39 protein-coding genes are annotated in these 22,997 nt (G+C 33.2%); all 39 read left to right on the forward strand.

Annotated features, from left to right (window positions below; translation table 11 throughout):
• Nucleotides 1-325: 325 nt before the first annotated feature.
• Nucleotides 326-634, forward strand: a complete 309-nt coding sequence (gene rpsJ / locus DR024_RS05210) for a 30S ribosomal protein S10 (RefSeq protein ID WP_021876938.1) — start codon at nucleotides 326-328, stop codon at nucleotides 632-634.
• Nucleotides 635-712: 78 nt separating this feature from the next.
• Entirely contained in the window at nucleotides 713-1,342 is a 630-nt protein-coding gene (gene rplC / locus DR024_RS05215) for a 50S ribosomal protein L3 (RefSeq protein WP_027098786.1), read from the forward strand.
• Nucleotides 1,343-1,369: 27 nt separating this feature from the next.
• Nucleotides 1,370-1,990: a 50S ribosomal protein L4 gene (gene rplD, locus DR024_RS05220; RefSeq protein WP_099328279.1), complete on the forward strand. Its 621-nt coding sequence runs from the start codon at nucleotides 1,370-1,372 to the stop codon at nucleotides 1,988-1,990.
• Entirely contained in the window at nucleotides 1,990-2,286 is a 297-nt protein-coding gene (gene rplW, locus DR024_RS05225; protein ID WP_027098788.1) for a 50S ribosomal protein L23, read from the forward strand. Before rplD ends, rplW begins: the two co-directional genes overlap by 1 nt.
• Before the next feature lie 61 nt (nucleotides 2,287-2,347).
• The gene (rplB, locus tag DR024_RS05230; protein ID WP_027098789.1) at nucleotides 2,348-3,181 is read left to right on the forward strand and encodes a 50S ribosomal protein L2; all 834 of its coding nucleotides are present in this window, start codon (nucleotides 2,348-2,350) and stop codon (nucleotides 3,179-3,181) included.
• Between the two features lie 64 nt (nucleotides 3,182-3,245).
• Nucleotides 3,246-3,524 carry a 30S ribosomal protein S19 gene (gene rpsS / locus DR024_RS05235; RefSeq protein ID WP_027098790.1) on the forward strand — a complete coding sequence of 93 codons (279 nt, stop codon included), beginning with the start codon at nucleotides 3,246-3,248 and terminating at the stop codon, nucleotides 3,522-3,524.
• Nucleotides 3,525-3,553: 29 nt separating this feature from the next.
• A complete protein-coding gene (gene rplV, locus DR024_RS05240; protein WP_049179288.1) occupies nucleotides 3,554-3,889 on the forward strand; it encodes a 50S ribosomal protein L22 in 336 nt (111 codons plus the stop codon).
• Nucleotides 3,890-3,908: 19 nt separating this feature from the next.
• Complete coding sequence (gene rpsC / locus DR024_RS05245) at nucleotides 3,909-4,574, forward strand: 30S ribosomal protein S3 (RefSeq protein ID WP_027098792.1); 666 nt, start codon at nucleotides 3,909-3,911, stop codon at nucleotides 4,572-4,574.
• A 17-nt stretch (nucleotides 4,575-4,591) separates the two neighbouring features.
• Entirely contained in the window at nucleotides 4,592-5,026 is a 435-nt protein-coding gene (gene rplP / locus DR024_RS05250; RefSeq protein ID WP_027098793.1) for a 50S ribosomal protein L16, read from the forward strand.
• On the forward strand, nucleotides 5,026-5,235 hold the full coding sequence (rpmC, locus tag DR024_RS05255) for a 50S ribosomal protein L29 (RefSeq protein WP_027098794.1): 210 nt from the start codon (nucleotides 5,026-5,028) through the stop codon (nucleotides 5,233-5,235). The genes rplP and rpmC overlap by 1 nt, the downstream gene beginning before the upstream one ends.
• Before the next feature lie 21 nt (nucleotides 5,236-5,256).
• Complete coding sequence (gene rpsQ / locus DR024_RS05260) at nucleotides 5,257-5,514, forward strand: 30S ribosomal protein S17 (protein WP_027098795.1); 258 nt, start codon at nucleotides 5,257-5,259, stop codon at nucleotides 5,512-5,514.
• 29 nt (nucleotides 5,515-5,543) lie between these two features.
• On the forward strand, nucleotides 5,544-5,912 hold the full coding sequence (gene rplN, locus DR024_RS05265; RefSeq protein WP_027098796.1) for a 50S ribosomal protein L14: 369 nt from the start codon (nucleotides 5,544-5,546) through the stop codon (nucleotides 5,910-5,912).
• Nucleotides 5,913-5,929: 17 nt separating this feature from the next.
• Nucleotides 5,930-6,244 carry a 50S ribosomal protein L24 gene (gene rplX, locus DR024_RS05270; protein WP_027098797.1) on the forward strand — a complete coding sequence of 105 codons (315 nt, stop codon included), beginning with the start codon at nucleotides 5,930-5,932 and terminating at the stop codon, nucleotides 6,242-6,244.
• A 23-nt stretch (nucleotides 6,245-6,267) separates the two neighbouring features.
• Nucleotides 6,268-6,807 (forward strand): 50S ribosomal protein L5, encoded by a 540-nt coding sequence (gene rplE, locus DR024_RS05275; protein ID WP_027098798.1) that lies wholly within the window; start codon nucleotides 6,268-6,270, stop codon nucleotides 6,805-6,807.
• A gap of 15 nt (nucleotides 6,808-6,822) precedes the next feature.
• On the forward strand, nucleotides 6,823-7,008 hold the full coding sequence (locus DR024_RS05280) for a type Z 30S ribosomal protein S14 (protein WP_027098799.1): 186 nt from the start codon (nucleotides 6,823-6,825) through the stop codon (nucleotides 7,006-7,008).
• A 33-nt stretch (nucleotides 7,009-7,041) separates the two neighbouring features.
• The gene (gene rpsH, locus DR024_RS05285) at nucleotides 7,042-7,440 is read left to right on the forward strand and encodes a 30S ribosomal protein S8 (protein WP_027098800.1); all 399 of its coding nucleotides are present in this window, start codon (nucleotides 7,042-7,044) and stop codon (nucleotides 7,438-7,440) included.
• Between the two features lie 70 nt (nucleotides 7,441-7,510).
• The gene (gene rplF, locus DR024_RS05290) at nucleotides 7,511-8,053 is read left to right on the forward strand and encodes a 50S ribosomal protein L6 (RefSeq protein WP_027098801.1); all 543 of its coding nucleotides are present in this window, start codon (nucleotides 7,511-7,513) and stop codon (nucleotides 8,051-8,053) included.
• Between the two features lie 18 nt (nucleotides 8,054-8,071).
• Nucleotides 8,072-8,431, forward strand: a complete 360-nt coding sequence (gene rplR, locus DR024_RS05295; RefSeq protein WP_027098802.1) for a 50S ribosomal protein L18 — start codon at nucleotides 8,072-8,074, stop codon at nucleotides 8,429-8,431.
• Nucleotides 8,432-8,450: 19 nt separating this feature from the next.
• A complete protein-coding gene (gene rpsE / locus DR024_RS05300; protein ID WP_027098803.1) occupies nucleotides 8,451-8,948 on the forward strand; it encodes a 30S ribosomal protein S5 in 498 nt (165 codons plus the stop codon).
• A 13-nt stretch (nucleotides 8,949-8,961) separates the two neighbouring features.
• The gene (gene rpmD / locus DR024_RS05305; protein WP_027098804.1) at nucleotides 8,962-9,141 is read left to right on the forward strand and encodes a 50S ribosomal protein L30; all 180 of its coding nucleotides are present in this window, start codon (nucleotides 8,962-8,964) and stop codon (nucleotides 9,139-9,141) included.
• Nucleotides 9,142-9,162: 21 nt separating this feature from the next.
• Entirely contained in the window at nucleotides 9,163-9,603 is a 441-nt protein-coding gene (gene rplO / locus DR024_RS05310) for a 50S ribosomal protein L15 (protein WP_027098805.1), read from the forward strand.
• Nucleotide 9,604: 1 nt separating this feature from the next.
• Nucleotides 9,605-10,876, forward strand: a complete 1,272-nt coding sequence (secY, locus tag DR024_RS05315) for a preprotein translocase subunit SecY (RefSeq protein WP_027098806.1) — start codon at nucleotides 9,605-9,607, stop codon at nucleotides 10,874-10,876.
• A gap of 23 nt (nucleotides 10,877-10,899) precedes the next feature.
• The gene (locus DR024_RS05320; RefSeq protein WP_027098807.1) at nucleotides 10,900-11,547 is read left to right on the forward strand and encodes an adenylate kinase; all 648 of its coding nucleotides are present in this window, start codon (nucleotides 10,900-10,902) and stop codon (nucleotides 11,545-11,547) included.
• Entirely contained in the window at nucleotides 11,547-12,296 is a 750-nt protein-coding gene (map, locus tag DR024_RS05325) for a type I methionyl aminopeptidase (protein WP_055185087.1), read from the forward strand. Before DR024_RS05320 ends, map begins: the two co-directional genes overlap by 1 nt.
• A gap of 67 nt (nucleotides 12,297-12,363) precedes the next feature.
• Complete coding sequence (locus tag DR024_RS05330; protein WP_027098809.1) at nucleotides 12,364-12,645, forward strand: KOW domain-containing RNA-binding protein; 282 nt, start codon at nucleotides 12,364-12,366, stop codon at nucleotides 12,643-12,645.
• A 7-nt stretch (nucleotides 12,646-12,652) separates the two neighbouring features.
• Nucleotides 12,653-12,871, forward strand: a complete 219-nt coding sequence (gene infA / locus DR024_RS05335; RefSeq protein WP_027098810.1) for a translation initiation factor IF-1 — start codon at nucleotides 12,653-12,655, stop codon at nucleotides 12,869-12,871.
• Nucleotides 12,872-12,914: 43 nt separating this feature from the next.
• On the forward strand, nucleotides 12,915-13,028 hold the full coding sequence (gene rpmJ / locus DR024_RS05340) for a 50S ribosomal protein L36 (RefSeq protein WP_003448032.1): 114 nt from the start codon (nucleotides 12,915-12,917) through the stop codon (nucleotides 13,026-13,028).
• A 223-nt stretch (nucleotides 13,029-13,251) separates the two neighbouring features.
• A complete protein-coding gene (rpsM, locus tag DR024_RS05345; protein ID WP_027098811.1) occupies nucleotides 13,252-13,617 on the forward strand; it encodes a 30S ribosomal protein S13 in 366 nt (121 codons plus the stop codon).
• Between the two features lie 15 nt (nucleotides 13,618-13,632).
• Entirely contained in the window at nucleotides 13,633-14,028 is a 396-nt protein-coding gene (gene rpsK / locus DR024_RS05350; protein ID WP_021876963.1) for a 30S ribosomal protein S11, read from the forward strand.
• 27 nt (nucleotides 14,029-14,055) lie between these two features.
• On the forward strand, nucleotides 14,056-14,676 hold the full coding sequence (gene rpsD, locus DR024_RS05355) for a 30S ribosomal protein S4 (RefSeq protein WP_027098812.1): 621 nt from the start codon (nucleotides 14,056-14,058) through the stop codon (nucleotides 14,674-14,676).
• Between the two features lie 102 nt (nucleotides 14,677-14,778).
• Nucleotides 14,779-15,726 (forward strand): DNA-directed RNA polymerase subunit alpha, encoded by a 948-nt coding sequence (locus DR024_RS05360; RefSeq protein ID WP_027098813.1) that lies wholly within the window; start codon nucleotides 14,779-14,781, stop codon nucleotides 15,724-15,726.
• A 12-nt stretch (nucleotides 15,727-15,738) separates the two neighbouring features.
• A complete protein-coding gene (gene rplQ, locus DR024_RS05365) occupies nucleotides 15,739-16,080 on the forward strand; it encodes a 50S ribosomal protein L17 (RefSeq protein WP_027098814.1) in 342 nt (113 codons plus the stop codon).
• Nucleotides 16,081-16,195: 115 nt separating this feature from the next.
• Nucleotides 16,196-17,041: an energy-coupling factor transporter ATPase gene (locus DR024_RS05370; protein ID WP_111918290.1), complete on the forward strand. Its 846-nt coding sequence runs from the start codon at nucleotides 16,196-16,198 to the stop codon at nucleotides 17,039-17,041.
• Nucleotides 17,026-17,883 (forward strand): energy-coupling factor transporter ATPase, encoded by an 858-nt coding sequence (locus DR024_RS05375; RefSeq protein WP_027098816.1) that lies wholly within the window; start codon nucleotides 17,026-17,028, stop codon nucleotides 17,881-17,883. Before DR024_RS05370 ends, DR024_RS05375 begins: the two co-directional genes overlap by 16 nt.
• Before the next feature lie 12 nt (nucleotides 17,884-17,895).
• Entirely contained in the window at nucleotides 17,896-18,699 is an 804-nt protein-coding gene (locus tag DR024_RS05380; protein WP_111918292.1) for an energy-coupling factor transporter transmembrane component T family protein, read from the forward strand.
• Nucleotides 18,700-18,712: 13 nt separating this feature from the next.
• Complete coding sequence (gene truA / locus DR024_RS05385; RefSeq protein ID WP_027098818.1) at nucleotides 18,713-19,447, forward strand: tRNA pseudouridine(38-40) synthase TruA; 735 nt, start codon at nucleotides 18,713-18,715, stop codon at nucleotides 19,445-19,447.
• A 163-nt stretch (nucleotides 19,448-19,610) separates the two neighbouring features.
• A complete protein-coding gene (gene rplM, locus DR024_RS05390; protein ID WP_027098819.1) occupies nucleotides 19,611-20,045 on the forward strand; it encodes a 50S ribosomal protein L13 in 435 nt (144 codons plus the stop codon).
• A gap of 25 nt (nucleotides 20,046-20,070) precedes the next feature.
• The gene (gene rpsI, locus DR024_RS05395) at nucleotides 20,071-20,463 is read left to right on the forward strand and encodes a 30S ribosomal protein S9 (RefSeq protein ID WP_049179275.1); all 393 of its coding nucleotides are present in this window, start codon (nucleotides 20,071-20,073) and stop codon (nucleotides 20,461-20,463) included.
• Nucleotides 20,464-21,316: 853 nt separating this feature from the next.
• A complete protein-coding gene (locus tag DR024_RS05400; protein ID WP_172458941.1) occupies nucleotides 21,317-22,918 on the forward strand; it encodes a Na/Pi cotransporter family protein in 1,602 nt (533 codons plus the stop codon).
• Nucleotides 22,919-22,997 lie beyond the last annotated feature (79 nt).

Here is a 22,997-nt window from a genome sequence, read left to right on the forward strand (position 1 = left end):
AGTGAATAAAAAAGAATATAAAATAAAGTACAGTTGAGATGAAAAAACAGTTAATATTATACAAATAAAAATTAAAAATAATGTAATTAAAAAACTTGAAAACATTAATGAAAAATAGTATAATAAAGAAGTTGCAGAGCAAACAGCGATGAATCAAGAGGTTGCCGGACTTCCGGGTAATTCTTGATGAGTATGTCTGGATCTAGAATCCGACGACAGGGAATCTGTTAGATTTGTTTAAAAGTGTGAAACACCAGGAACAGTTTACAGATAACCGCTGTTGTGCGTTAGAAGTAAAGCGTACATGAAAAGGAGGGAAACCAAGATGTCAAAACAAAAAATAAGAATAAGATTAAAGGCTTTTGATCACACAATATTAGATCAATCAGCTGAAAAAATCGTTGAAACTGCTAAATCAACAGGAGCTAAGGTTGCTGGTCCAGTACCACTACCAACAGAAAAAGATGTTGTTACAATATTAAGAGCAGTTCACAAATACAAGGACTCTAGAGAGCAGTTCGAAATAAGAACTCACAAGAGACTTATAGATATCGTTAATCCATCACCAAAGACTGTTGATGCATTAATGAGATTAAATCTACCAGCAGGTGTAGATATCGAAATAAAGCTTTAATAGCAAAACTTTTAAATAGAGATTGAACTATTATGATTGTGTTACAATCCGCTAATTAGTTTGGGAGGTGTAAGTAAAATGAAAAAAGCTATTATAGGTAAGAAAATAGGAATGACTCAAATTTTCAATGAAAATGGAAAGATGATTCCTGTAACAGTAGTAGAAGCAGGTCCATGTGTTGTTGTTCAAAAGAAGACAACAGAAAAAGATGGGTATGAAGCTATCCAAGTTGGTTTTGGTGAAATAAGAGAAAAATTAGTTAACAAGCCAGCTAAGGGACATTTTGCTAAAGCAGGAGTTTCATTAAGAAGAACACTTAAAGAATTCAAACTTGAAAATGCTAGCGAATATGAAGTTGGTCAAGAAATAAAGGCTGACGTTTTTGCGGTAGGAGATAAGGTTGATGTATCAGGAATTTCTAAAGGTAAGGGATTCCAAGGTGTAATTAAGAGATGGAATGCTCAAAGAGGACCAATGTCACATGGTTCTAAGTTCCATAGAGCAGTAGGTTCAATGGGAGCATCATCAGATCCATCAAGAACATTTAAGAATAAACATATGCCAGGTCACATGGGTGCTGTTAATACAACAGTATTAAACTTAGAAGTAGTTAAAGTTATAGCTGAAAAGAATTTAATACTAATAAAGGGTGGAATCCCAGGACCTAATAAAGGTACAGTAGTTATTAGAAATACAGTTAAGGCTTAATTTCTGTAAGAAAGGAGGACGCACAGGATGCCTACAGTAGGATTATTTAATAAAGAAGCAAAGCAAATTGGAGAAATTCAATTAAACGATAATGTTTTCGCAGTTGAAGTTAATAAGGATGCAATGCACCAAGTAGTTGTTGCATTACTTGCAAACAAGAGACAAGGAACTCAATCAGCTAAGACAAGAGCTGAAGTAAGAGGAGGCGGAATCAAGCCTTGGAGACAAAAGGGAACAGGTAGAGCAAGACAAGGTTCTATAAGAGCTCCACAATGGATTAAGGGTGGTGTTGTTTTTGCACCAAAGCCAAGAGATTACAGAATGTCAGTACCAAAGAGCATGAGAAGAGTAGCTATGAAGTCTGCATTAACTTGTAAGGTTCAAAATGAAGAGATGATCGTTTTAGAAAATCTTGAATTTGAAGCAATCAAGACTAAGTCTATGGCAGAAATGCTAAAAGCTTTCAATGCTAATAAGACATTAATAGTAACAGCTGAATCAAACGAAGTGGTTTATAAGTCAGCTAGAAATATTGAAGGAGTTTCAGTAATTCCTGTAAACAACATCAATGTTTATGATTTACTAAAGTTTGAAAAAGTGATCATGACTAAAGATGCTGTATCAAAGATTGAGGAGGTGTACGCATAATGAAGTTAACAAGCCATGATATAATAAGAAAGCCTGTTATAACTGAAAAGACTATGACAGCTATGGCAGAAAATAAGTACACTTTCATAGTTCACATTAATTCAAACAAGTCTCAAATAAAGAGAGCTGTTGAAGAAGTGTTTGGAGTTAAAGTTGCTAGCGTTCAAACTATAAGAACTATGGGAAAAACTAAGAGAATGGGCGTACATGTAGGAAAGAGATCTGACTACAAGAAAGCTATTGTAACACTTGCAGCAGATAGCAAGGGAATAGAATTCTTTGAAGGATTACAATAGTTAAATAAAGGTGATTTATTGGTGTAAAACACCAGATAAGCTGTAAGAAGGAGGCAACAAAATGGCAGTTAAAAAGTTTAAACCAACTACCCCTTCAAGAAGAGAAATGACAATGGCAACATTTGAAGAAATTACAACAAATGTACCTGAAAAATCACTTCTTGTTTCTTTAAAGAAAAATGGTGGTAGAAATGCACAAGGTAAAATAACTGTTAGACATCGTGGTGGCGGTGCTAAGAGAAAGTATAGAGTAATTGATTTTAAGAGAAATAAGGATGGTGTTCCAGCAAAGGTTGCTACAATAGAATACGATCCAAATAGATCAGCATACATTGCTTTAGTAGTATATGCAGATGGTGAAAAGAGATACATAATAGCTCCAGCTGGTTTAGCTGTAGGAGATGTAGTTGTATCAGGACCAGAAGCAGATATCAAAGCAGGTAATGCTCTTCCGTTAAAGAATATACCAGTTGGTACAGTTGTTCACAACATAGAGTTACAAGCTGGAAAAGGAGCTCAATTAGTTAGATCTGCAGGAGCTTCAGCTCAATTAATGGCTAAAGAAGGAGACTACGCTACATTAAGATTACCTTCAGGTGAAATGAGATATGTAAGAATCGAATGTAGAGCTACTGTAGGAACTGTATCTAACTCAACTAATGATATAGTTAATATAGGTAAAGCAGGTAGAAAGAGACACATGGGATGGAGACCTACTGTTAGAGGTTCTGTAATGAACCCTTGCGATCACCCTCATGGTGGTGGTGAAGGTAGATCACCAATCGGTAGACCAAGTCCAGTTACTCCATGGGGTAAACCAGCACTTGGATACAAGACTAGAAAGAATAAGAAGTATTCTGATAGATTTATCATTAAGAGAAGAAACGATAAGTAATATGAAGAGAACCTATTCTCTTCATGGCTTATCAGCCTAAGGTTAGTGAAGGGAGGCAATATAAGTGAGTAGATCAACAAAAAAAGGACCTTTTGTCCATGAAGGATTAATTAAAAAGATTGAAGAAATGAATGCAAATGGTGAGAAAAAGGTTATAAAGACTTGGTCAAGAAGTTCAACAATTTTCCCACAAATGATAGGTCATACAATAGCTGTTCACGATGGAAGAAAGCATGTTCCTGTATATGTATCAGAAGATATGGTTGGACATAAGCTTGGAGAGTTCGCTTTAACTAGAACTTTCAAAGGGCACGTGGACACAGATAAGAAGTCTAAAAGATAGTATAGGCGCCAGGAAAGGAGGAACAAGATATGGAAGCTAAGGCTATAGCTAAGTATGTAAGAATGTCTCCAATTAAGGTAGGAGCAGTTACAGATTTAATAAGAGGAAAAGATGTTAAAGAAGCTTTTGCTATTTTACAATACACTCCAAGAGAAGCAGCAGTAGTTATTAACAAAGTTTTAAAATCAGCTGTTGCAAATGCAGAAAATAATTTTGCATTAGATACTGACAAATTATATGTTTCAGAAATACACGTTGGTCAAGGTCCAACACTAAAGAGATTTAGACCAATGGACCATGGTAAAGCGTTTAAGATTCTTAAGAAAACAAGCCACATAACTGTAGTTGTTAAAGAAAGAGCTTAGAAGAAGGAGGGAAATATAAGTGGGTCAAAAAGTACATCCTCACGGACTTAGAGTAGGTGTTATCAAAGAGTGGGATGCAAAGTGGTATGCTAATAAAAAAGACTTTGCTGATAACTTAGTTGAAGATAACAAGATCAGAGAATATGTAAAAAAAGAATTATTCTCAGCAGGTATTTCAAAGATCGAAATAGAAAGAGCTGCTAAGAGAATTAAGTTAAACATACACACTGCAAAGCCAGGTGTTGTTATTGGAAAAGGTGGAGCTGGAATCGAAGCCTTAAAGCAAAAGATAAATAAGTTAATTGGCGGAAAGAATGTTTTAATAAACATTGTTGAAGTTAAGAATGCTGAAGCAGATGCTCAATTAATGGCAGAAAATATTGCTGCTCAATTAGAAAAGAGAATCTCATTCAGAAGAGCTATGAAGCAAACAATTCAAAGAGCTATGAAACACGGAGTAAAGGGTGTTAAGACTGCTTGTTCAGGAAGATTAGGAGGAGCAGAAATAGCTAGAACAGAACAATATCACGAAGGAACAATTCCACTACAAACTTTAAGAGCAGACATTGATTATGGATTTGCTGAAGCAGATACAACATACGGTAAGATCGGAGTTAAGGTTTGGGTTTATAATGGAGAAGTTCTTCCAACTAAAAAAGTTGAAAAGGAAGAAGTTGACGCGTAAGAAAGGAGGAATAGATCATGTTAATGCCTAAAAGAGTAAAGCATCGTAAGGTACAACGTGGTAGAATGAAAGGTAAAGCTACAAGAGGAAATTTCCTTGCTTATGGAGATTTCGGTATTCAAGCTACTAGTTGTGGTTGGATTACAAGTAATCAAATCGAGGCAGCCAGAATTGCTATAAATAGATACATCAGAAGAGGAGGAAAACTTTGGATAAAGATTTTCCCAGATAAGCCAGTAACTGAGAAACCAGCTGAAACAAGAATGGGTTCAGGTAAAGGTTCACCAGAATATTGGGTAGCAGTAGTTAAGCCTGGTAGAGTTTTATTTGAGTTATCAGGAGTTAATGAAGAAGTTGCAAGAGAAGCTATGAGACTTGCATCACACAAACTTCCTGTAAAAACAAAGTTTGTTACAAGAAGAGATTTTGAGGAAATGGGTGGTGAAGAATAATGAAGGCTAGAGAATTAAAAGAATTAAGAGCAAATAATCCTCAAGATTTACAAGCTAAATTAGGAGATTTAAAAGCTGAATTATTCAACTTAAGATTCCAATTAGCTACAGGACAATTAGAAAATCCTATGAGAATAAGAGAAGTTAAGAAATCTATAGCCCAAATAAAAACCATCTTAAGAGAAGAAGAGCTAAAGGTTCAACAGTAATCGGAAGGAGGTATTCTTTAAATGGAACAAAGAGCACTAAGAAAGAAAAGAATTGGTAGAGTTGTTTCTGACAAAATGGATAAAACTATCGTAGTTGCTGTTGAAACTAAGGTAAGACATCCGTTATATGGTAAGACTGTTAACAGAACTACTAAGTTTAAAGCTCATGATGAAAATAATGAAGCTAGAATAAATGATAGAGTATTAATAATGGAGACTAGACCATTATCTAAAGATAAGAGATGGAGACTTGTTGAGATAGTTGAAAAAGCAAAATAAGCTTTAAAGACTGAAAGGAGGGTAATTCAATGATACAACAACAAACCTTACTAAAGGTAGCAGATAACTCAGGTGCAAAAGAAATCATGTGTATCAGAGTTTTAGGCGGATCTAAGAGAAAGTTCGGTAACATTGGAGATGTAATAGTTGCTAGCGTTAAAAGTGCAACACCAGGCGGAGTTGTTAAAAAAGGTGACGTAGTAAAGGCTGTTATAGTTAGATCTGTAAGAGGATTAAGAAGAGCAGATGGTTCATACATTAAGTTTGATGAAAATGCTGCAGTTATAATAAAAGATGATAAGCAACCAAGAGGAACTCGTATCTTCGGACCAGTTGCTAGGGAGCTAAGAGATAAAGAATTTAATAAAATCTTATCATTAGCACCTGAAGTTCTATAATAGAGGAGGTGGCTAACTTGAAGGTACATGTAAGAAAGAACGACACAGTTGTAGTTATTTCAGGAAAAGACAAAGGAAAAACTGGAGAAGTTTTAAAAGTATATCCTAAGACAGGAAAAGTTCTTGTAAAAGGAGTTAACATAGTTAAGAAGCACCAAAAGGCTACTAGAAATCAAGCCGAAAGTGCTATTATAGAAAAGGAAGCTGCTATATACAGCTCAAAGGTTATGTTATATTGTACAAAGTGCAAGAGTGCAACTAGAATTAGCAATAAGTTATTAGAAGACGGAGCTAAGGTAAGAGTTTGCAAGAAGTGCGGAGAAACATTCTAGAATCTGAAAGGAGGTAAATCAATATGACAAGACTTCAAGAAAAGTACGAAAAAGAAATTATACCAGCTATGATTGAAAAGTTTGGTTATAAAAATATAATGGAAGTTCCAAGACTTGAAAAGATAGTAATCAATATGGGTGTTGGAGAAGCTAAAGAAAATCAAAAGGTTTTAGAAGCAGCAGTTAATGATTTAACATTAATAGCTGGTCAAAAGCCAATATTAACTAGAGCAAAGAAATCTGTTGCTAACTTTAAGATAAGAGAAAATATGCCATTAGGATGTAAAGTTACATTAAGAAAAGCAAAGATGTATGAATTTGCTGATAAGCTAATGGCAATCGCTCTACCAAGAGTTAGAGACTTCAGAGGTGTTTCAAGCAAGTCATTTGATGGAAGAGGAAACTATTCACTAGGAATTAAAGAGCAATTAATATTCCCAGAAATAGAGTACGATAAAATCGATAAAGTGAGAGGAATGGATATAATCTTCGTAACTACAGCTAACACTGACGAAGAAGCAAGAGAATTATTAAGATTCCTTGGAATGCCATTCGCTCAATAATAAGGAGGGAAAGTCGTGGCACGTAAAGCTATTATTGAAAAGTGGAATAAGACACCTAAATATAAAACAAGAGCTTATACAAGATGTAGAATATGTGGTAGACCACATGCAGTACTTAAAAAGTTCGGTATATGCCGTATTTGTTTCAGAGAACTTGCTTATAAGGGACAAATCCCTGGATGCAAGAAAGCAAGCTGGTAATATCGATTCATAGAGCGAAAGGAGGCACATTAAATGGTTATGACAGATCCTATAGCAGATTTGCTAACTCGTATTAGAAACGCAAATGCTGTAAGACATGAGGTAGTAGAAGTACCTTCTTCAAATGTAAAGAAGGCAATAGCAAATATATTATTACAAGAAGGATATATTAAAGAAATAGATGAGTACAATGATGGTGTTGTACCAATGTTAAGAATATCTCTTAAATACGGTTCTAACAAAGAAAGAGTTATTACTGGAATAAAGAGAATATCTAAGCCAGGATTAAGAGTTTACTGTAAAAAAGATGAAACTCCAAAGGTGTTAAACGGATTAGGAATAGCTGTTATATCAACTTCTAAGGGAATAATGGTTGATAGAGAAGCTAGAAAGATGGGACTAGGCGGAGAAGTAGTTTGCTACGTTTGGTAGTATCTTATATAGGAAGTAACTAGATAGATTAAATATATGTTTGTACGAGAAGAATACAGGAGGTGCAATTATGTCAAGAGTAGGTAGATTACCAATAGCTATTCCTGCTGGCGTAACTGTAACTGTATCAGCAGATAATGTTGTTACAGCTAAGGGACCAAAAGGTGAGCTAGTAAATGCTATGCACAAAGACATTAAGATAGTGGTTGAAAACAACGAAGTTGTTGTTACTAGACCTAGTGATGTAAAAGAGCACAGAGCTCTTCACGGATTAACAAGAGCACTTATTAATAACATGGTAATTGGAGTTAACGAAGGTTACCAAAAGACTTTAGAATTAGTAGGTGTTGGTTATAGAGCTCAACTACAAGGAAAGAAACTTGTAATGAACCTTGGATACTCACATCCAGTTGAAATAGAACCAATGAATGGAATTACTTTCGAAACTCCTGCTGCAACAAAAGTTGTTATCAAAGGTATAGATAAGCAAGTTGTTGGAGCACAAGCGGCTGATATCAGACGTTGGAGAAAGCCAGAACCATATAAGGGTAAAGGAATTAAATTCGAAGGCGAAGTAATCAGACGTAAAGAAGGTAAAACTGGTAAGAAATAATAGAAAGGAGTGAGCTTTATGTTCAAGAAGGTAGACAAAAAAGCAAGTAGAGTAAAACGTCACCTTAGAGTTCGTAAGAAAGTTTTCGGTACTCCTGAAAGACCAAGACTTTCAGTATACAGAAGTGAAAAAAATATTTATGCACAAATAATTGATGATATAAATGCTGTAACTATAGTTTCTGCTTCAAGCTTAGAAAAAGACTTCTCTGCAAAGGGCGGTAACAAAGAAGGTGCTAAACTTGTAGGAGAACTAGTAGCTAAGAAGGCATTAGAAAAAGGAATTAAAGATGTTGTGTTCGACAGAGGTGGATATGTATATCACGGAAGAGTACAACAATTAGCAGAAGCTGCTAGAGAAGCAGGATTAAATTTCTAAAAAATAAGGAGGGAAATACATGAGAATCGATCCTAGTCAACTAGACCTTAAAGAAAAGGTTGTTTATATAAACAGAGTTACTAAGGTTGTTAAGGGTGGTAGAAACTTCAGATTCAGCGCTCTAGTTGTTGTTGGTGACGAAAACGGACACGTTGGAGTTGGAATGGGAAAATCTATCGAAATTCCAGTAGCAATCAAAAAGGGAATAGAAGATGCTAAGAAAAACTTAGTAAAAGTTTCTATGGTTGGAACAACTGTTCCTCATGAAATATATGGAACTTTCGGAACAGGAAAAGTTCTTATAATGCCAGCTAAAGAAGGTACAGGAGTTATTGCTGGGGGTCCTGCAAGAGCTGTACTTGAATTAGCAGGATTAAAGGATGTTAGAGCTAAGTCATTAGGTTCAAACAATCCAAGAAACATGGTAAATGCAACTATCAACGGATTAGCAAACTTAAGAACAGCTGAAGATATAGCTAAATTAAGAGGAAAATCTGTTGAAGAGATTCTAGGTTAGGAGGGAATTGGCGATGGCTAAGTTAAGAGTTACTCTAGTTAAGAGCTTAATAGGTAGAAAGAAAGACCATATCGCTACTGCAAATGCCCTAGGACTAAAGAAAATTGGTAAAACAGTAGAAAAAGAGGAAACTCCTCAAATAAAAGGTATGATTAAGAAGATTGACTATTTACTAAAGGTAGAAGAAGTATAATTTAGAGGAGGTGTACTGATAATGAAACTTCATGAATTAAAGCCAGCAGCAGGTAGCAAAAAGGCTCCTAAGAGAGTTGGTAGAGGTACTGGTTCTGGTTTAGGTAGAAATGCCGGAAAAGGTGAAAAAGGACAAAACGCTAGATCAGGCGGTGGAGTAAGACCAGGTTTTGAAGGAGGTCAAATGCCTCTTTACAGAAGACTTCCAAAGAGAGGTTTTACAAATATATTTGCTAAGAAGATCGTTAGTATTAATGTGGATAGATTAAATATATTTGAAAACGGAACTGAAGTTACTCCTGAAGTATTACTTGAGAAGAGAGTAATAAGTAAAGTTATGGATGGAGTTAAGATTCTTGGAAACGGAAACTTAGAAAAGAGCTTAACTATAAAAGGATGTAAACTTTCAAAATCTGCAGTAGAGAAGATCGAAGCAGCTGGAGGAAAAGTTGAGGTGATTTAATATGCTATCAACCCTACGTAATGCCTGGAAGGTTCCAGAATTGAGAAAAAAATTCTGTTGGACAATATTTTTAGTAGCGATTTTCAGGATGGGAACTCATATTCCTGTTCCTGGAATCAATGCTGAATTTATATCAAGAATACAAGAGATGACTCAATCTGGGTTACTTGGTTTCTATGATTTAATATCTGGTGGAGCATTTAGTAACTTTAGTATATTAGCATTAGGTGTAACACCATATATTAATGCATCAATTATAATGCAATTATTAACAATAGCTATTCCATCTTTAGAGCAACTATCTAAAGAGGGGCAAGAGGGTAGAAAAAAAATACAAAATGCTACTCGTTATGTCGCTATTGTAATTGCTATAATATTAGCTATTGGTTCAGTAGCTTCATTTGGTTCACAAGGTGCAATGATATCTAGTTCAAGTTTAGAATTAGTTATAGTAATAATGTCCCTTGTTGTTGGATCAACATTCTGTATTTGGTTAGGAGATCAAATTACAGTTAAGGGATTTGGTAATGGAACATCAATATTAATTTTTGTTAATATTATTTCTAGATTACCACTTACAGTTAGTAAAGTTTTAAGTTTAGAAGTAGATAAAGTAGCATTAGCTTTATTTATAGTAGCTGTTATTGCTCTATTAGCAATATCTATTTTCTTTAGTCTTGCTGAAAGAAAGATTCCAGTACAATATGCAGGTAAAGCTGTTGGTAATAAAGTTATGAAAGGACAATCTACACATATTCCGTTAAGTATAATAAGTGCAGCTGTAATTGCAATTATATTTGCAATGTCAGTAATGGGATTCCCAAAAGCTATAGCTCAGTTTTTCCCTAACAGCAGTGTTTCACAATGGATTATAGGTAGTAGTTACAGCATCTTTAATGAAAAGACATGGATGTATCCAGTAATATTTGCTTTATTAACAGTATTCTTTACTTGGTTCTATAATGAAGTTACTTTAAAACCAGATGAGATGGCTGAAAATCTAAATAAGTCAGCAGGTTTTGTTCCTGGAATAAGACCAGGTGAGCAAACAACTGAATATTTTGAAAAAATATTAGCTAGAGTATCAATTATAGGTGGTGTGTTTGCTGCATTTTTAGCAGTAACTCCTATTTTAGTGGAACAATACACACCATTTAAAGGAATTCAATTTGGTGCAACAGCAGTGTTAATTGTAATAGGAGTAGCAATGGACTTCTCAAGACAGTTACAATCTCAAATGGTGATGCGTCATTATGAAGGATTTCTTAAATAGAAAATAAAATGGAGATGATGCCCGTGAAGATTATATTACTAGGTCCTCCTGGTGCAGGAAAAGGAACACAGGCAAAATCAATTAGTAATAGATATTCAATTCCTCATATTTCAACAGGAGATATTTTTAGAAAGAATATTTCGGAAAATACTCCACTTGGAATAGAAGCTAAAAAGTATATTGATAATGGTCAGTTAGTTCCTGATCAAGTTACAATAGATATGGTAAAAGATAGACTTCAACATGATGATTGTGAGAATGGATATTTATTAGATGGCTTCCCAAGAACGGTAAGCCAAGCAGAAGCTCTTCAAGAGTTCTTACAAAAGAGAAAAGAGTCTTTAGATACTGCTTTATGTATAGAGGTACCTAGAGATTTTATACTTGAAAGAATGACAGGAAGAAGAGTGTGTCCATCATGTGGGGCAAGTTATCACATAAAATTTAATCCACCGATTGAAGGCAAGTGTGAGCTTTGTGGTTCGGATGTAGTTCAAAGAAAAGATGATACAGAAGAAACAGTAAAAGAAAGACTTGATGTATATGAGAGACAAACACAACCACTAATTGATTTCTATAAAGAGAGAGAGTTACTTTCTACAGTAGATGGTACAAAAGCTATTAATGAAGTGTTTGAAAGTATTTGTACTATATTAGGAGAGCCAGTTTAGTGATTATTATAAAGAATAATAATGAACTTAACTATATGAGGAAATCAGGCCGAATAGTAGCAGAAACATTATTATTAATAGAAGAAAAAATAAAACCTGGTATAACTACAGCGGAGTTAGATAGGATAGCAGAGGAGTTTATTATTAAACAAGGAGCCAAACCTTCTTTTAAGGGATTGTATGGATTTCCTTCATCACTTTGTATATCAATCAATGAGCAAGTAGTTCATGGAATACCAGGAGCCTATAAGTTAACTGAGGGCGATATTGTAAGTGTAGACTGTGGTGCTGTTTTTGAAGGTTTTCATGGAGATGCAGCAAGAACTTTTTCAGTAGGAAATGTTTCACAAGAAGCACAAAAGTTAATTGAAGTTACGAAAGATTGTTTTTTTGAGGGAGTTAAATTTGCTCATATAGGAAACAGACTAACAGATATTTCACATGCAATTCAAATGTATGTTGAACATTCAGGTTTCTCAGTTGTAAGAGATTTCGTAGGTCATGGAATCGGAAGAAATCTACACGAAGATCCTGAAGTACCCAATTTCGGTATGCCGGGTAGAGGTCCAAAGTTAAGAGAAGGAATGGTATTAGCAATTGAACCTATGGTTAATGTAGGTGATTGCAAAGTACTAACTCTATCTGATGGGTGGACTGTTGTTACAAAAGATAGGAAACTATCAGCACATTATGAAAATACTGTTGCGATTTTACCAGATGGGCCCGAAATATTAACACTAATAAAATAATAGTGTTGCTTAGTTATAAATTCGTAATGTTACGGTTTATACTAAGGTAATCATCGAGGTGAAGAATTTGCAAAACAATGACTTGATTGGAAAAGTAGTACTATCAAAAGCTGGAAGAGATAAAAATCATTTATATATAATAACTAATCAGATTAATAGTGAATACGTACTAGTAGCCGATGGTAATATTAAGACTATAAATAATCCTAAGAAAAAGAATCTTAAGCATTTAAGTATTATATGTAATATAAATGAAGATGTAAGATTATCGATTTTAAGAAATGAAAAAAGTACTGATTTAAAGATTAAGAGACTTCTAAAATTAAAGGGCATTGTTAAGGAGGGTTGATTACCTTATGTCAAAAGACGATGTTATAGAAATGCAAGGTACTGTTCTAGAATCATTACCCAATGCTATGTTCCAAGTTGAACTTGAAAGTGGGCACACAATTCTAGCACATATATCAGGCAAATTAAGAATGAACTTCATAAGAATTCTGCCTGGAGATAAGGTTACAGTAGAATTATCTCCATATGATTTAAGTAGAGGTAGAATTACATGGAGAGCAAAATAAAGCAGTATAAAATCTACTGTTACTAATACAAGGAGGGTTAGCTATGAAAGTAAGACCATCAGTTAAGCCTATTTGCGAAAAGTGCAAGATCATAAGAAGAAAAGGAAGAGTAATGGTAATCTGTGAAAATCCAAAGCACAAGCAAAAACAAGGCTAATATAAAATAATATTAGACAAAAAATACAAATTAGGCATTTAAAATTTATTGACTTTTTTAGTAAAGTCAAATATGATTATATAGTCAATAATCTAATAATTAGGTTTTAGGAGCGGCTGCATTAGTGAAAATATCACTAATGACCTAAACTTTATTATATATATTAAATTACTATAGAATCTATTTTTTAAGGCATTTTAATTACCAGGAGGTGTAAATTTTAATGGCAAGAATAGCAGGTATTGACCTACCAAGAGAAAAAAGAGTTGAAATAGGTCTAACATATATATTCGGAATTGGTTTAGCAACATCTCAAAAGATTTTAGCTGAAACTGGAATAAATCCGGATACAAGAGTTAAAGATTTAACTGAAGATGAAGTTAATGCAATTAGAACATTTATAAAAGAAATGAATGTTGAAGGTGATTTAAGAAGAGAAGTTGCTTTAAACATTAAGAGATTACAAGAAATCGGATGCTACAGAGGAATTAGACATAGAAAAGGTCTTCCAGTTAGAGGACAAAAAACTAAGACTAATGCGAGAACAAGAAAAGGTCCTAAGAAGACTATCGCTAATAAGAAGAAGTAATAAGGAGGGAAGATAATGGCAGCTCAAAAAGTTAAAAAGACTAGAAGAAGAAAAGAAAGAAAAAACGTTGAGCATGGTGCTGCACACATCAAGTCAACTTTCAATAACTCAATAGTTACTTTAACGGATGCAGCAGGAAATGCTTTATCATGGTCAAGTGCTGGAGCTCTAGGATTTAGAGGTTCAAGAAAGAGTACTCCTTTCGCAGCGCAAATGGCAGCTGAAACAGCAGCTAAGGCAGCGATGGAGCATGGATTAAAGAGCATCGAAGTATATGTAAAGGGACCAGGTGCAGGTAGAGAAGCAGCTATAAGATCCCTACAAGCAGCAGGATTAGAAGTAACTTTAATTAAAGACGTTACTCCTATCCCTCATAATGGATGTAGACCACCAAAAAGAAGAAGAGTCTAGTATTAACCATCATAGGAGGTGTAATTAATGGCAAGATATACTGGAGCTACATGTAGATTATGTAGAAGAGAAGGTATGAAACTGTTCCTTAAAGGGGATAGATGTTATACAGATAAATGTGCTTTTGCAAGAAGAAGCTATGCGCCAGGACAACATGGAGCTAGCAAGAAGAAGTTATCAAACTACGGAATTCAATTAAGAGAAAAGCAAAAAGCTAAGAGAATATACGGAGTTTTAGAAAGCCAATTCAGAAATTACTATGAAAAGGCTGAACACATAAAAGGAATTACTGGTGAAAACTTATTAAAGTTATTAGAATTAAGACTTGATAACGTAGCATATAGATTAGGATATGGTGCATCAAGAAATGAAGCTAGACAACTAGTAACTCATGGACATTTCTTAGTAAATGGAAAGAAAGTAGATATTCCATCATACAAAGTTTGTGTAAATGATGTAATAACTGTTTGTGAAAAGAGTAGAGGAAGCGAAAAGTTCAAGACTTTCGTTGAAAATCCAAAGACTTTACCAAAATGGTTAGAAGCAAATATCGAAAACTACGAAGGCAAAGTAGTTGCTGAACCAACAAGAGAAGATATTGACGTTCCTGTTAATGAAACGCTTATCGTCGAGTTATACAGCAAGTAGTATATTAATATTTGTTAATCATACATTTCGTATGATTACAAATATGAGAATCAGTTGCCCTCAAAATAAGGTTGCCATTTTAAATATAAGGAGGGTTTGTGTATGTTAGAGATTGAAAAGCCAATAATTGAGTGTGTAGAATCAAACGAAGATGGTACTTACGGTAAATACGTAGTAGAACCACTTGAAAGAGGATACGGAATTACTTTAGGTAATGCTCTTAGAAGAATTTTATTATCATCTTTACCAGGTGCTGCAACAACATCAGTTAAAATTGATGGAGTTCTTCATGAGTTCTCAACAGTTACTGGAGTTAAAGAGGATGTTACAGAATTAATTCTTAACATTAAAGCTTTAGCTTTGAGAATGAATGGTGAAGGTCAAAAGACAATTTATATAGATGCAAAAGGTCCTGGGGTTGTAACAGGAGCTGATATAAAGACTGACGGTGATGTAGAGGTTGTTAATAAGGATTTACATATTGCAACGCTTGATGAAAACGGAAGACTTTATATGGAACTAACAGTAAACAAAGGTAGAGGATATGTTACTCAAAATAAAAATAAGAGTGAAGATTTACCAATATCCGCTATTGCTGTAGACTCAATATACACACCAGTTAAGAGAGTTAACTTTACAGTTGAAAATACTAGAGTTGGTCAAATTACTGACTATGATAAGTTAACTTTAGAAATCTGGACTAATGGTACAATTAAGATTGATGAGGCTATAAGCTTATCAGCTAAAATTCTTATAGAACATTTCAAGTTATTCATGTCATTAACTGACAATACGAATGATGTTGAAATCATGATAGAAAAAGAAGAAGATAAAAAAGAGAAAGTACTAGAGATGACTGTAGAAGAGCTAGATTTATCAGTTAGATCTTATAACTGTTTAAAGAGAGCTGGAATTAATACAGTTCAAGAACTTGCATCAAAGTCAATGGATGATATGATGAAAGTAAGAAATTTAGGAAAGAAATCTCTTGAAGAAGTTGAAAGAAAATTAAAAGAACTAGGCTTAGGTTTAAGACTAAACGATGAGTAAGGAGGTAAATCCATGGCAGGTTATCGTAAGTTAGGTCGTCCTACTGACCAAAGAAGAGCTATGCTAAGAAGTCTTGTAACAAGTTTCTTAAAATACGGTAAGATTGAAACAACTGAAACTAGAGCTAAAGAAGCAAGAAGCCTTGCTGAAAAAATGATTACTCTTGCGAAGAAGGGTGATTTACATTCAAGAAGACAAGTTCTAGCTTTTGTACAAGAAGAAGCTGTTGTAAAGAATCTTTTTGATAATATAGCTCCACAATACGCTGAAAGAAACGGTGGATATACAAGAATGTATAAGAAAGGTCCTAGAAGAGGGGACGGAGCTGAAATAGTTATACTTGAATTAGTATAATAATAAGGGGATTAAGTTGATACTTAGTCCCCATTTTGTAATATAAAAATATATTTTTAGAGTATAAAGAATGTTCTATATAGTCTAAAGATATATGTCAAATAGGAGGTAGTATATGGATAACTTTATGATAGACATAGATAATGTAACCTTTAAATATACATCAACTGAAGAACAAGAGGGTAAGGTGGTAATTAAAGGGGTTAATTTAAAAGTATCTAAAGGTGAATTTGTAGTAGTGCTAGGACATAATGGGTCTGGAAAATCAACTATTGCAAAACATATTAATGCATTGTTAACACCTTCATCGGGTACTGTATTAGTGGATGGGATGGATACAAAAGATCAGCAAAACTTATGGGATATTAGAAGCAAAGCAGGAATGGTTTTTCAAAACCCAGACAATCAACTTGTAGCAACAATAGTTGAAGAAGATGTAGCTTTTGGTCCTGAAAATTTAGGGGTAGATCCTAAGGAGATAAGAAAGCGCGTTGATGATAGTCTTGCTAAGGTTGGGATGAGTGAGTATAAGAGACATGCTCCACATTTATTATCTGGTGGGCAAAAGCAAAGAGTTGCCATAGCAGGAGTTTTAGCTATGCAACCTGATTGTATTGTATTTGATGAGCCTACTGCAATGTTAGACCCTAGTGGTAGAAAAGAAGTTATAAACAACATTAAAGAGTTAAATAAACAGCACAATATTACTATAGTGTTAATAACTCATTATATGGATGAAGCAGCACAAGCTGATAGAATTATAGTTGTTGATGATGGCCAAATTAGGATGGAAGGAACACCTAGAGAAGTATTTTCTAAAGTTGATGTTATGAAAAAAATAGGATTAGATGTTCCGCAAGTTACTGAGTTAGCTTATGAATTGAGAAAAGAAGGTATAGATATAAGTACTGAAATTTTAAATATAGATGAGATGGTGGATGCAATATGTCAATTAAAATAGAAAGTTTAACACACATTTATATGCCTGGAAGTCCCTTTGAGAAAGTTGCTTTAAAGGACATTAATTTAACAATAAATGATAATGATTTTGTAGCTTTGATTGGGCATACAGGTTCAGGAAAATCAACTTTAATACAACATTTAAATGGATTGTTATCTCCTACAAAAGGGAAAATATATATTGATGATATAGATATAACGGAGAAAAATGTAAAGTTAGTAGATATCAGAAAAAAGGTTGGTTTAGTATTTCAATATTCAGAATATCAGTTATTTGAAGAAACAATAGAAAAAGATATTGAATTTGGACCCAAAAATCTTGGGTTATCTGATGAAGAAATACATCAAAGAGTAGTTAAAGCTATGGAAATGGTAGGATTGGATTATAATGAGTATAAAGATAAATCACCATTTGATTTAAGTGGTGGACAAAAAAGAAGGGTAGCAATAGCTGGAGTAATTGCAATGAATCCTAAAACATTAATTCTTGATGAACCTACAGCTGGTCTGGATCCAAAGGGAAGAGATGATATATTAACTCAGATTAAAAAGTTACATGATAACTATGGAATGACTATAATACTTGTTAGTCATAGCATGGAGGATGTAGCCAATATTGCTGATAAAGTTATAGTGATGAATAATGGAAGTGTAGAGTTACAGGGTCCTATTGATACTGTATTTAAAGAAGTAGAGAAATTAGAGAGTATTGGATTAGCAGTGCCACAGGTAACATATTTAATGTTGAAGCTAAAATCATTGGGATTTGATGTATCAGATGGTATTTATACAATAAAACAAGCTAAAGAAGAAATAATTAAGCTTCTTAACAAGAATAACTAAGGAGGTGGAATTATGTTAAAGGATATAACTATTGGACAGTATATACCTGGTGAATCATTTACACACAAATTAGATCCGAGAACAAAAATAATAATAGCTATATTATTCATTGCTTCTTTATTTATAATAAATAAGTTTGTTGGATATATTTTAGTAATTTCCTTCTTAGGAGCTATAATAGCAAATGCTAAAATTCCAGTTAAATTTATTTTTAAAGGATTAAAGCCGATTTTATTTTTAATAATATTAACTGCTGCATTAAATATATTTATGATAAAAGGTACTGCTGATACATTAGTATTTGAGTTGGGGCTTATTAAGATATATTTAGAAGGATTGAGAACAGCTGCATTTATGGCCTTGAGGTTGGTATTTTTAATTACTGGAACTTCATTGCTAACTCTTACAACATCTCCTATAGAATTAACAGATGGAATAGAAAGGTTATTAAGACCTATTGGAAAAGAAATAGCACATGAACTAGCAATGATGATGACTATTGCTTTGAGATTTATTCCTACATTAACAGAAGAGACAGACAAAATAATGAAGGCTCAAAAAGCAAGAGGTGCAGATTTTGAGACAGGAAACATTATTGAAAAAGCTAAGAGTTTAATACCTTTATTAGTTCCTTTATTTATAAGTTCTTTTAGAAGAGCTGATGAATTAGCTATGGCAATGGAAGCTAGATGCTATAGAGGTGGTGCTGGGAGAACTAGAATGAAAGAATTGCAGTTTGGTTCTGTAGATATTATAGCTTTTGGAATTTTTTCTGTTTTATTTATTGGAAGCTTTATAATAAGATTTGTTTTGTAGGGTGTAGAAATCTATGAGAAATATAAAGTTAACTATAGAATATGATGGAACAAGCTATGGGGGATGGCAGAAGCAAAAGAATAACAGAACCATTCAACAGTGCATTGAAGAAGCAATTAAGTTACTTACAGGTGAAGAGGTTGAATTAATAGGAAGTTCTAGAACTGATGCTGGGGTTCATGCTAAAGGTATGGTTGCAAACTTCATTACTAATAGTAAAATTCCAGCTGATAAATTTAGAGAAGCTATTAATACTAAATTACCAGATGATATAGGAATAATTAAATCTGAAGAAGTTGATAAGAACTTTCATTCAAGATATGATAGTAAAGGTAAAACTTACTGTTATACATTAGTAAATAGATATGAAAAAGTATGCTTAGGAAGAAGTTATGTATATCAAGTTAGAGATGAATTAAATTATAATCTAATGAAAGATGCTGCAAAATATTTTTTAGGTAAGCATGACTTTAAGGCTTTTAAAACTAATGGAAGTTCTGTAAAGACTTCAGTAAGAACAATAAGTGGATTAGAACTAGAGTTAAAGGGTGATGTTCTAAAGATATTTATTAGTGCAGATGGATTTCTTTATAATATGGTAAGAATTATAGTAGGTACCTTAATTGAAGTTGGAAAAGGAAAAATAAAACCAGAAGATATAGAAAGTATAATAAGAAACGGAGATAGAAGTAAGGCAGGACCTTGCGTACCACCTAATGGATTAGTATTAGAAAAAGTTTTTTATTAATAAAAAAAGATATAAATAATGTTGACACGCCCGTAAGCGTGTATTATAATAATATTGTTTGTTAGAATATTTATGTATATAAGATCCACTAGCCCCGGGTCTTGACATAAATGCGGTAACTTTAAAGAGTGAAGCTAAAATGTAAGTTCAGGGAGGGAAAGAGATGAAATCATACATTGCGAAAGCACAAGAAGTTGAAAGAAAATGGTATGTTGTAGATGCAGCTGGAAAGCCACTAGGAAGAGTAGCAAGCCAAGTTGCTTCAATATTAAGAGGAAAGAATAAGCCAACATTTACTCCAAATGTTGACTGCGGAGATTTCGTTATCGTTATTAATGCAGAAAAGGTTGTTTTAACTGGTAAGAAGTTAGATCAAAAATTAATGAGAAAGCACAGCCTATATCCAGGCGGATTAAAGGAAACTCCATATAGAGAAGTACTAGATAAGAAACCTGAATTCGCTTTTGAAGAAGCAGTTAGAAGAATGCTTCCAAGTGGTGTTTTAGGAAGAAAGATGCTAACTAAGTTAAAAGTATATAGAGGCGCTGAACACAATCATTCAGCTCAAAAACCAGAAGTGCTTGAATTAAAGTACTAATACAAGCTCGGGAGGAGGAATAGAAATGGCAAAAGTTCAATACATGGGTACTGGAAGAAGAAAGAAATCAGTTGCAAGAGTAAGACTTGTACCAGGAAGTGGTAAGGTTGTTGTTAATAAAAGAGATATCGAAAATTACTTTGGTTTAGAAACATTGAGAGTAATAGTTAACCAACCATTAGTTTTAACAGGAACTAAGGATAAATTTGACGTTTTAGTAAATGTTCATGGTGGAGGATTTACAGGTCAAGCTGGAGCTATCAGACACGGAATTACAAGAGCTTTAGTTAAAGCTGATGAAGCTTTAAAGCCAGAATTAAAGAAGGCTGGATTCTTAACAAGAGATCCAAGAATGAAGGAAAGAAAGAAATACGGTCTTAAGAAAGCAAGAAGAGCTCCACAATTCTCAAAGAGATAATACAAGAGTTTTTCAAAACCCCACAAACCAAATGTTTGTGGGGTTTATTTATATTTAAATTAATAAGTATTAAAAAAGCTAAGGACTTAATCCTTAGCTTTTTTTGACAGAAGAACTTTTAATTGTGGAATATATGTTCATAATAACCATGTCAACAGCTATAAATGGTTGTAACTTGTAAGGAATTTCATTGTTATTATACAAATAATAAATTAATATGAAAATATAAAAAATCAAGTGAAAAACATGGAAATAATTAATCCTTTTTTCTTTTATACTATCAATTAAAAGGTATAATTGACATAAAATAATTAATAGAAGCCAAAAAATGATACTCATGCTATATTCTCCTTATAATAGAAGTTCACATTTTAATTATATAACATAAATGTAAAATATTCCTTGAATTGTTTAGTAAATCTTTCTTTAGTATTCATTAAATAAATACATCCTTCTTAATATATATTATAAGTAGTTTCTATGTGTCCATCAAATTAGGTATACTCCAGAAGTGCGTGATACTGGAAAAAGAAAATTAGAAGAAATATTTAAAAAGAACAATAATAAAAAGGCATTTTGCTCACAGTTCAGAACATTACTATAAGTGACATATAACTAACAGAGTATATACAAGTCATTGAAATTACATAAACTCAAATTCTCAAAGACATAGTATGGAATATTCAAAAGAGAGGCTTTACATCTCTTTTTTATTGAGAAATATGGTAAAAAAAGGTTTATTAAATTCATGTTAAAAGTATTTATATTATATTAACAAAAGGTAAAAAATAAAGTAAACTAGGTTATGTAATGCTAGAAGAGTTGGAGGAGAAGAACCTTGGAATCAACAATAATGATAATTATGAAGTTAATGGGTGGTCTTGGACTATTTATTTATGGTATGAAGTTAATGGGAGATGGTCTAGAAAATGCAGCTGGGGATGGATTAAAAAAGATTCTTGAAAAAGTAACTAGCAACCCAATAAAGGCTGTTCTTGTTGGTGCTATTGTTACTGCTGTAATTCAAAGTAGTAGTGCAACAACAGTAATGGTTGTTGGATTTGTTAATGCAGGTTTAATGAATTTAACACAAGCTACAGGTATAATTATGGGTGCCAATATAGGGACAACAATAACTGCTCAGCTTGTATCATTTAAACTAGATCAAATAGCGCCGTTATTTGTATTTTTAGGAACAATAATGGTTATGTTTGCAAGAGGTAAAAAAAGAAAAGATATTGGTAATATAGTATTAGGTTTTGGTATCTTATTTACTGGAATGGGAATAATGAGTGGTGCAATGAAACCTTTAACTAGTTCACCAGTATTTGAGCAGTTAATAGTAACTATAGGAGATAACTGGCTTATAGGAGTAATTGCAGGTGCTACTATAACAGCAATATTACAAAGTTCATCTGCCACTACAGGTATATTAGTTGCATTGGCTACAGCTGGTGCTATTAACATACAGGTTGCCTTACCAATAATATTTGGATGTAATATAGGAACATGTATTACTGCTATCATTGCGAGTATTGGTGCAAATAAAACTGCGCATAAGGCTGCAGCAATACACTTGATATTTAATATAGTGGGAACAATAATATTCTTACCATTCTTAGGATTGCTAGGAGTAGCAGTAACTAAGATGAGCCCAGATGTTAGCAGACAAATAGCTAATGCACATACAGTATTTAATATTGTAAATACAATGTTATTACTTCCATTTAGCAAATACTTAATTGTAATAGTTAATAAAATCATTCCTGGTGAAGACGAGGAAGAAAAGGCTGGACCTAAATATATAGATGATAGATTATTAGAAACACCTGTAATAGCAGCAGGGCAAGTTATAAAAGAAACTATAAGAATGGCTAATAAGGCTAAAAAGAATTTAGAATTATCTATGGATGCATTCTCTAATCAAGATGAAAAGTTAGTTGAAAAGGTATATGAGAATGAGAAGATAATTAATATCTTAGAAGAATCAATAACTACATACTTAGTAAAGCTTGCTAAATGTGAAATGTCAGATAGAGAGAAAGATATTGTTGCATCTACTTTCCATGTAATAAACGATATAGAGAGAATTGGAGATCATGCTGAAAATGTAGCAGATTTAGCCTCTCAAAGAATTAATAGAGATTTATCATATAGTTCAGATGCAATGGAAGAGCTATATGAGATATATAATTATACAGTAAATGCGTTAGAGATTTCTATAGAAAGTTATGCTAATAGAGATGTGGAAAAAGCTAGAAGTATAAGAGCTATAGAATCAAGAATAAATTCTTCGCAAAAGAAATTTAGAGATAAACATATTAAGAGACTATATGATGGAAAATGTAATGCATATGCAGGTGCCATATTCTTAGATTTAATAAGTAATTTTGAAAGAATTGGAGACCATTCAACAAATATAGCAGAGAGTGTTATTGAAAATTATTCAGCATAGTTTAATCCCCCATAATTTATGGGGGATTTTTTCTTTGAATAAATGGACAAATTAATCACATAATAACTTTGTGATAATA

The sequence above is a fragment of the Clostridium paraputrificum genome (assembly GCF_900447045.1).
GTDB classification, from domain to species: domain Bacteria; phylum Bacillota; class Clostridia; order Clostridiales; family Clostridiaceae; genus Clostridium; species Clostridium paraputrificum.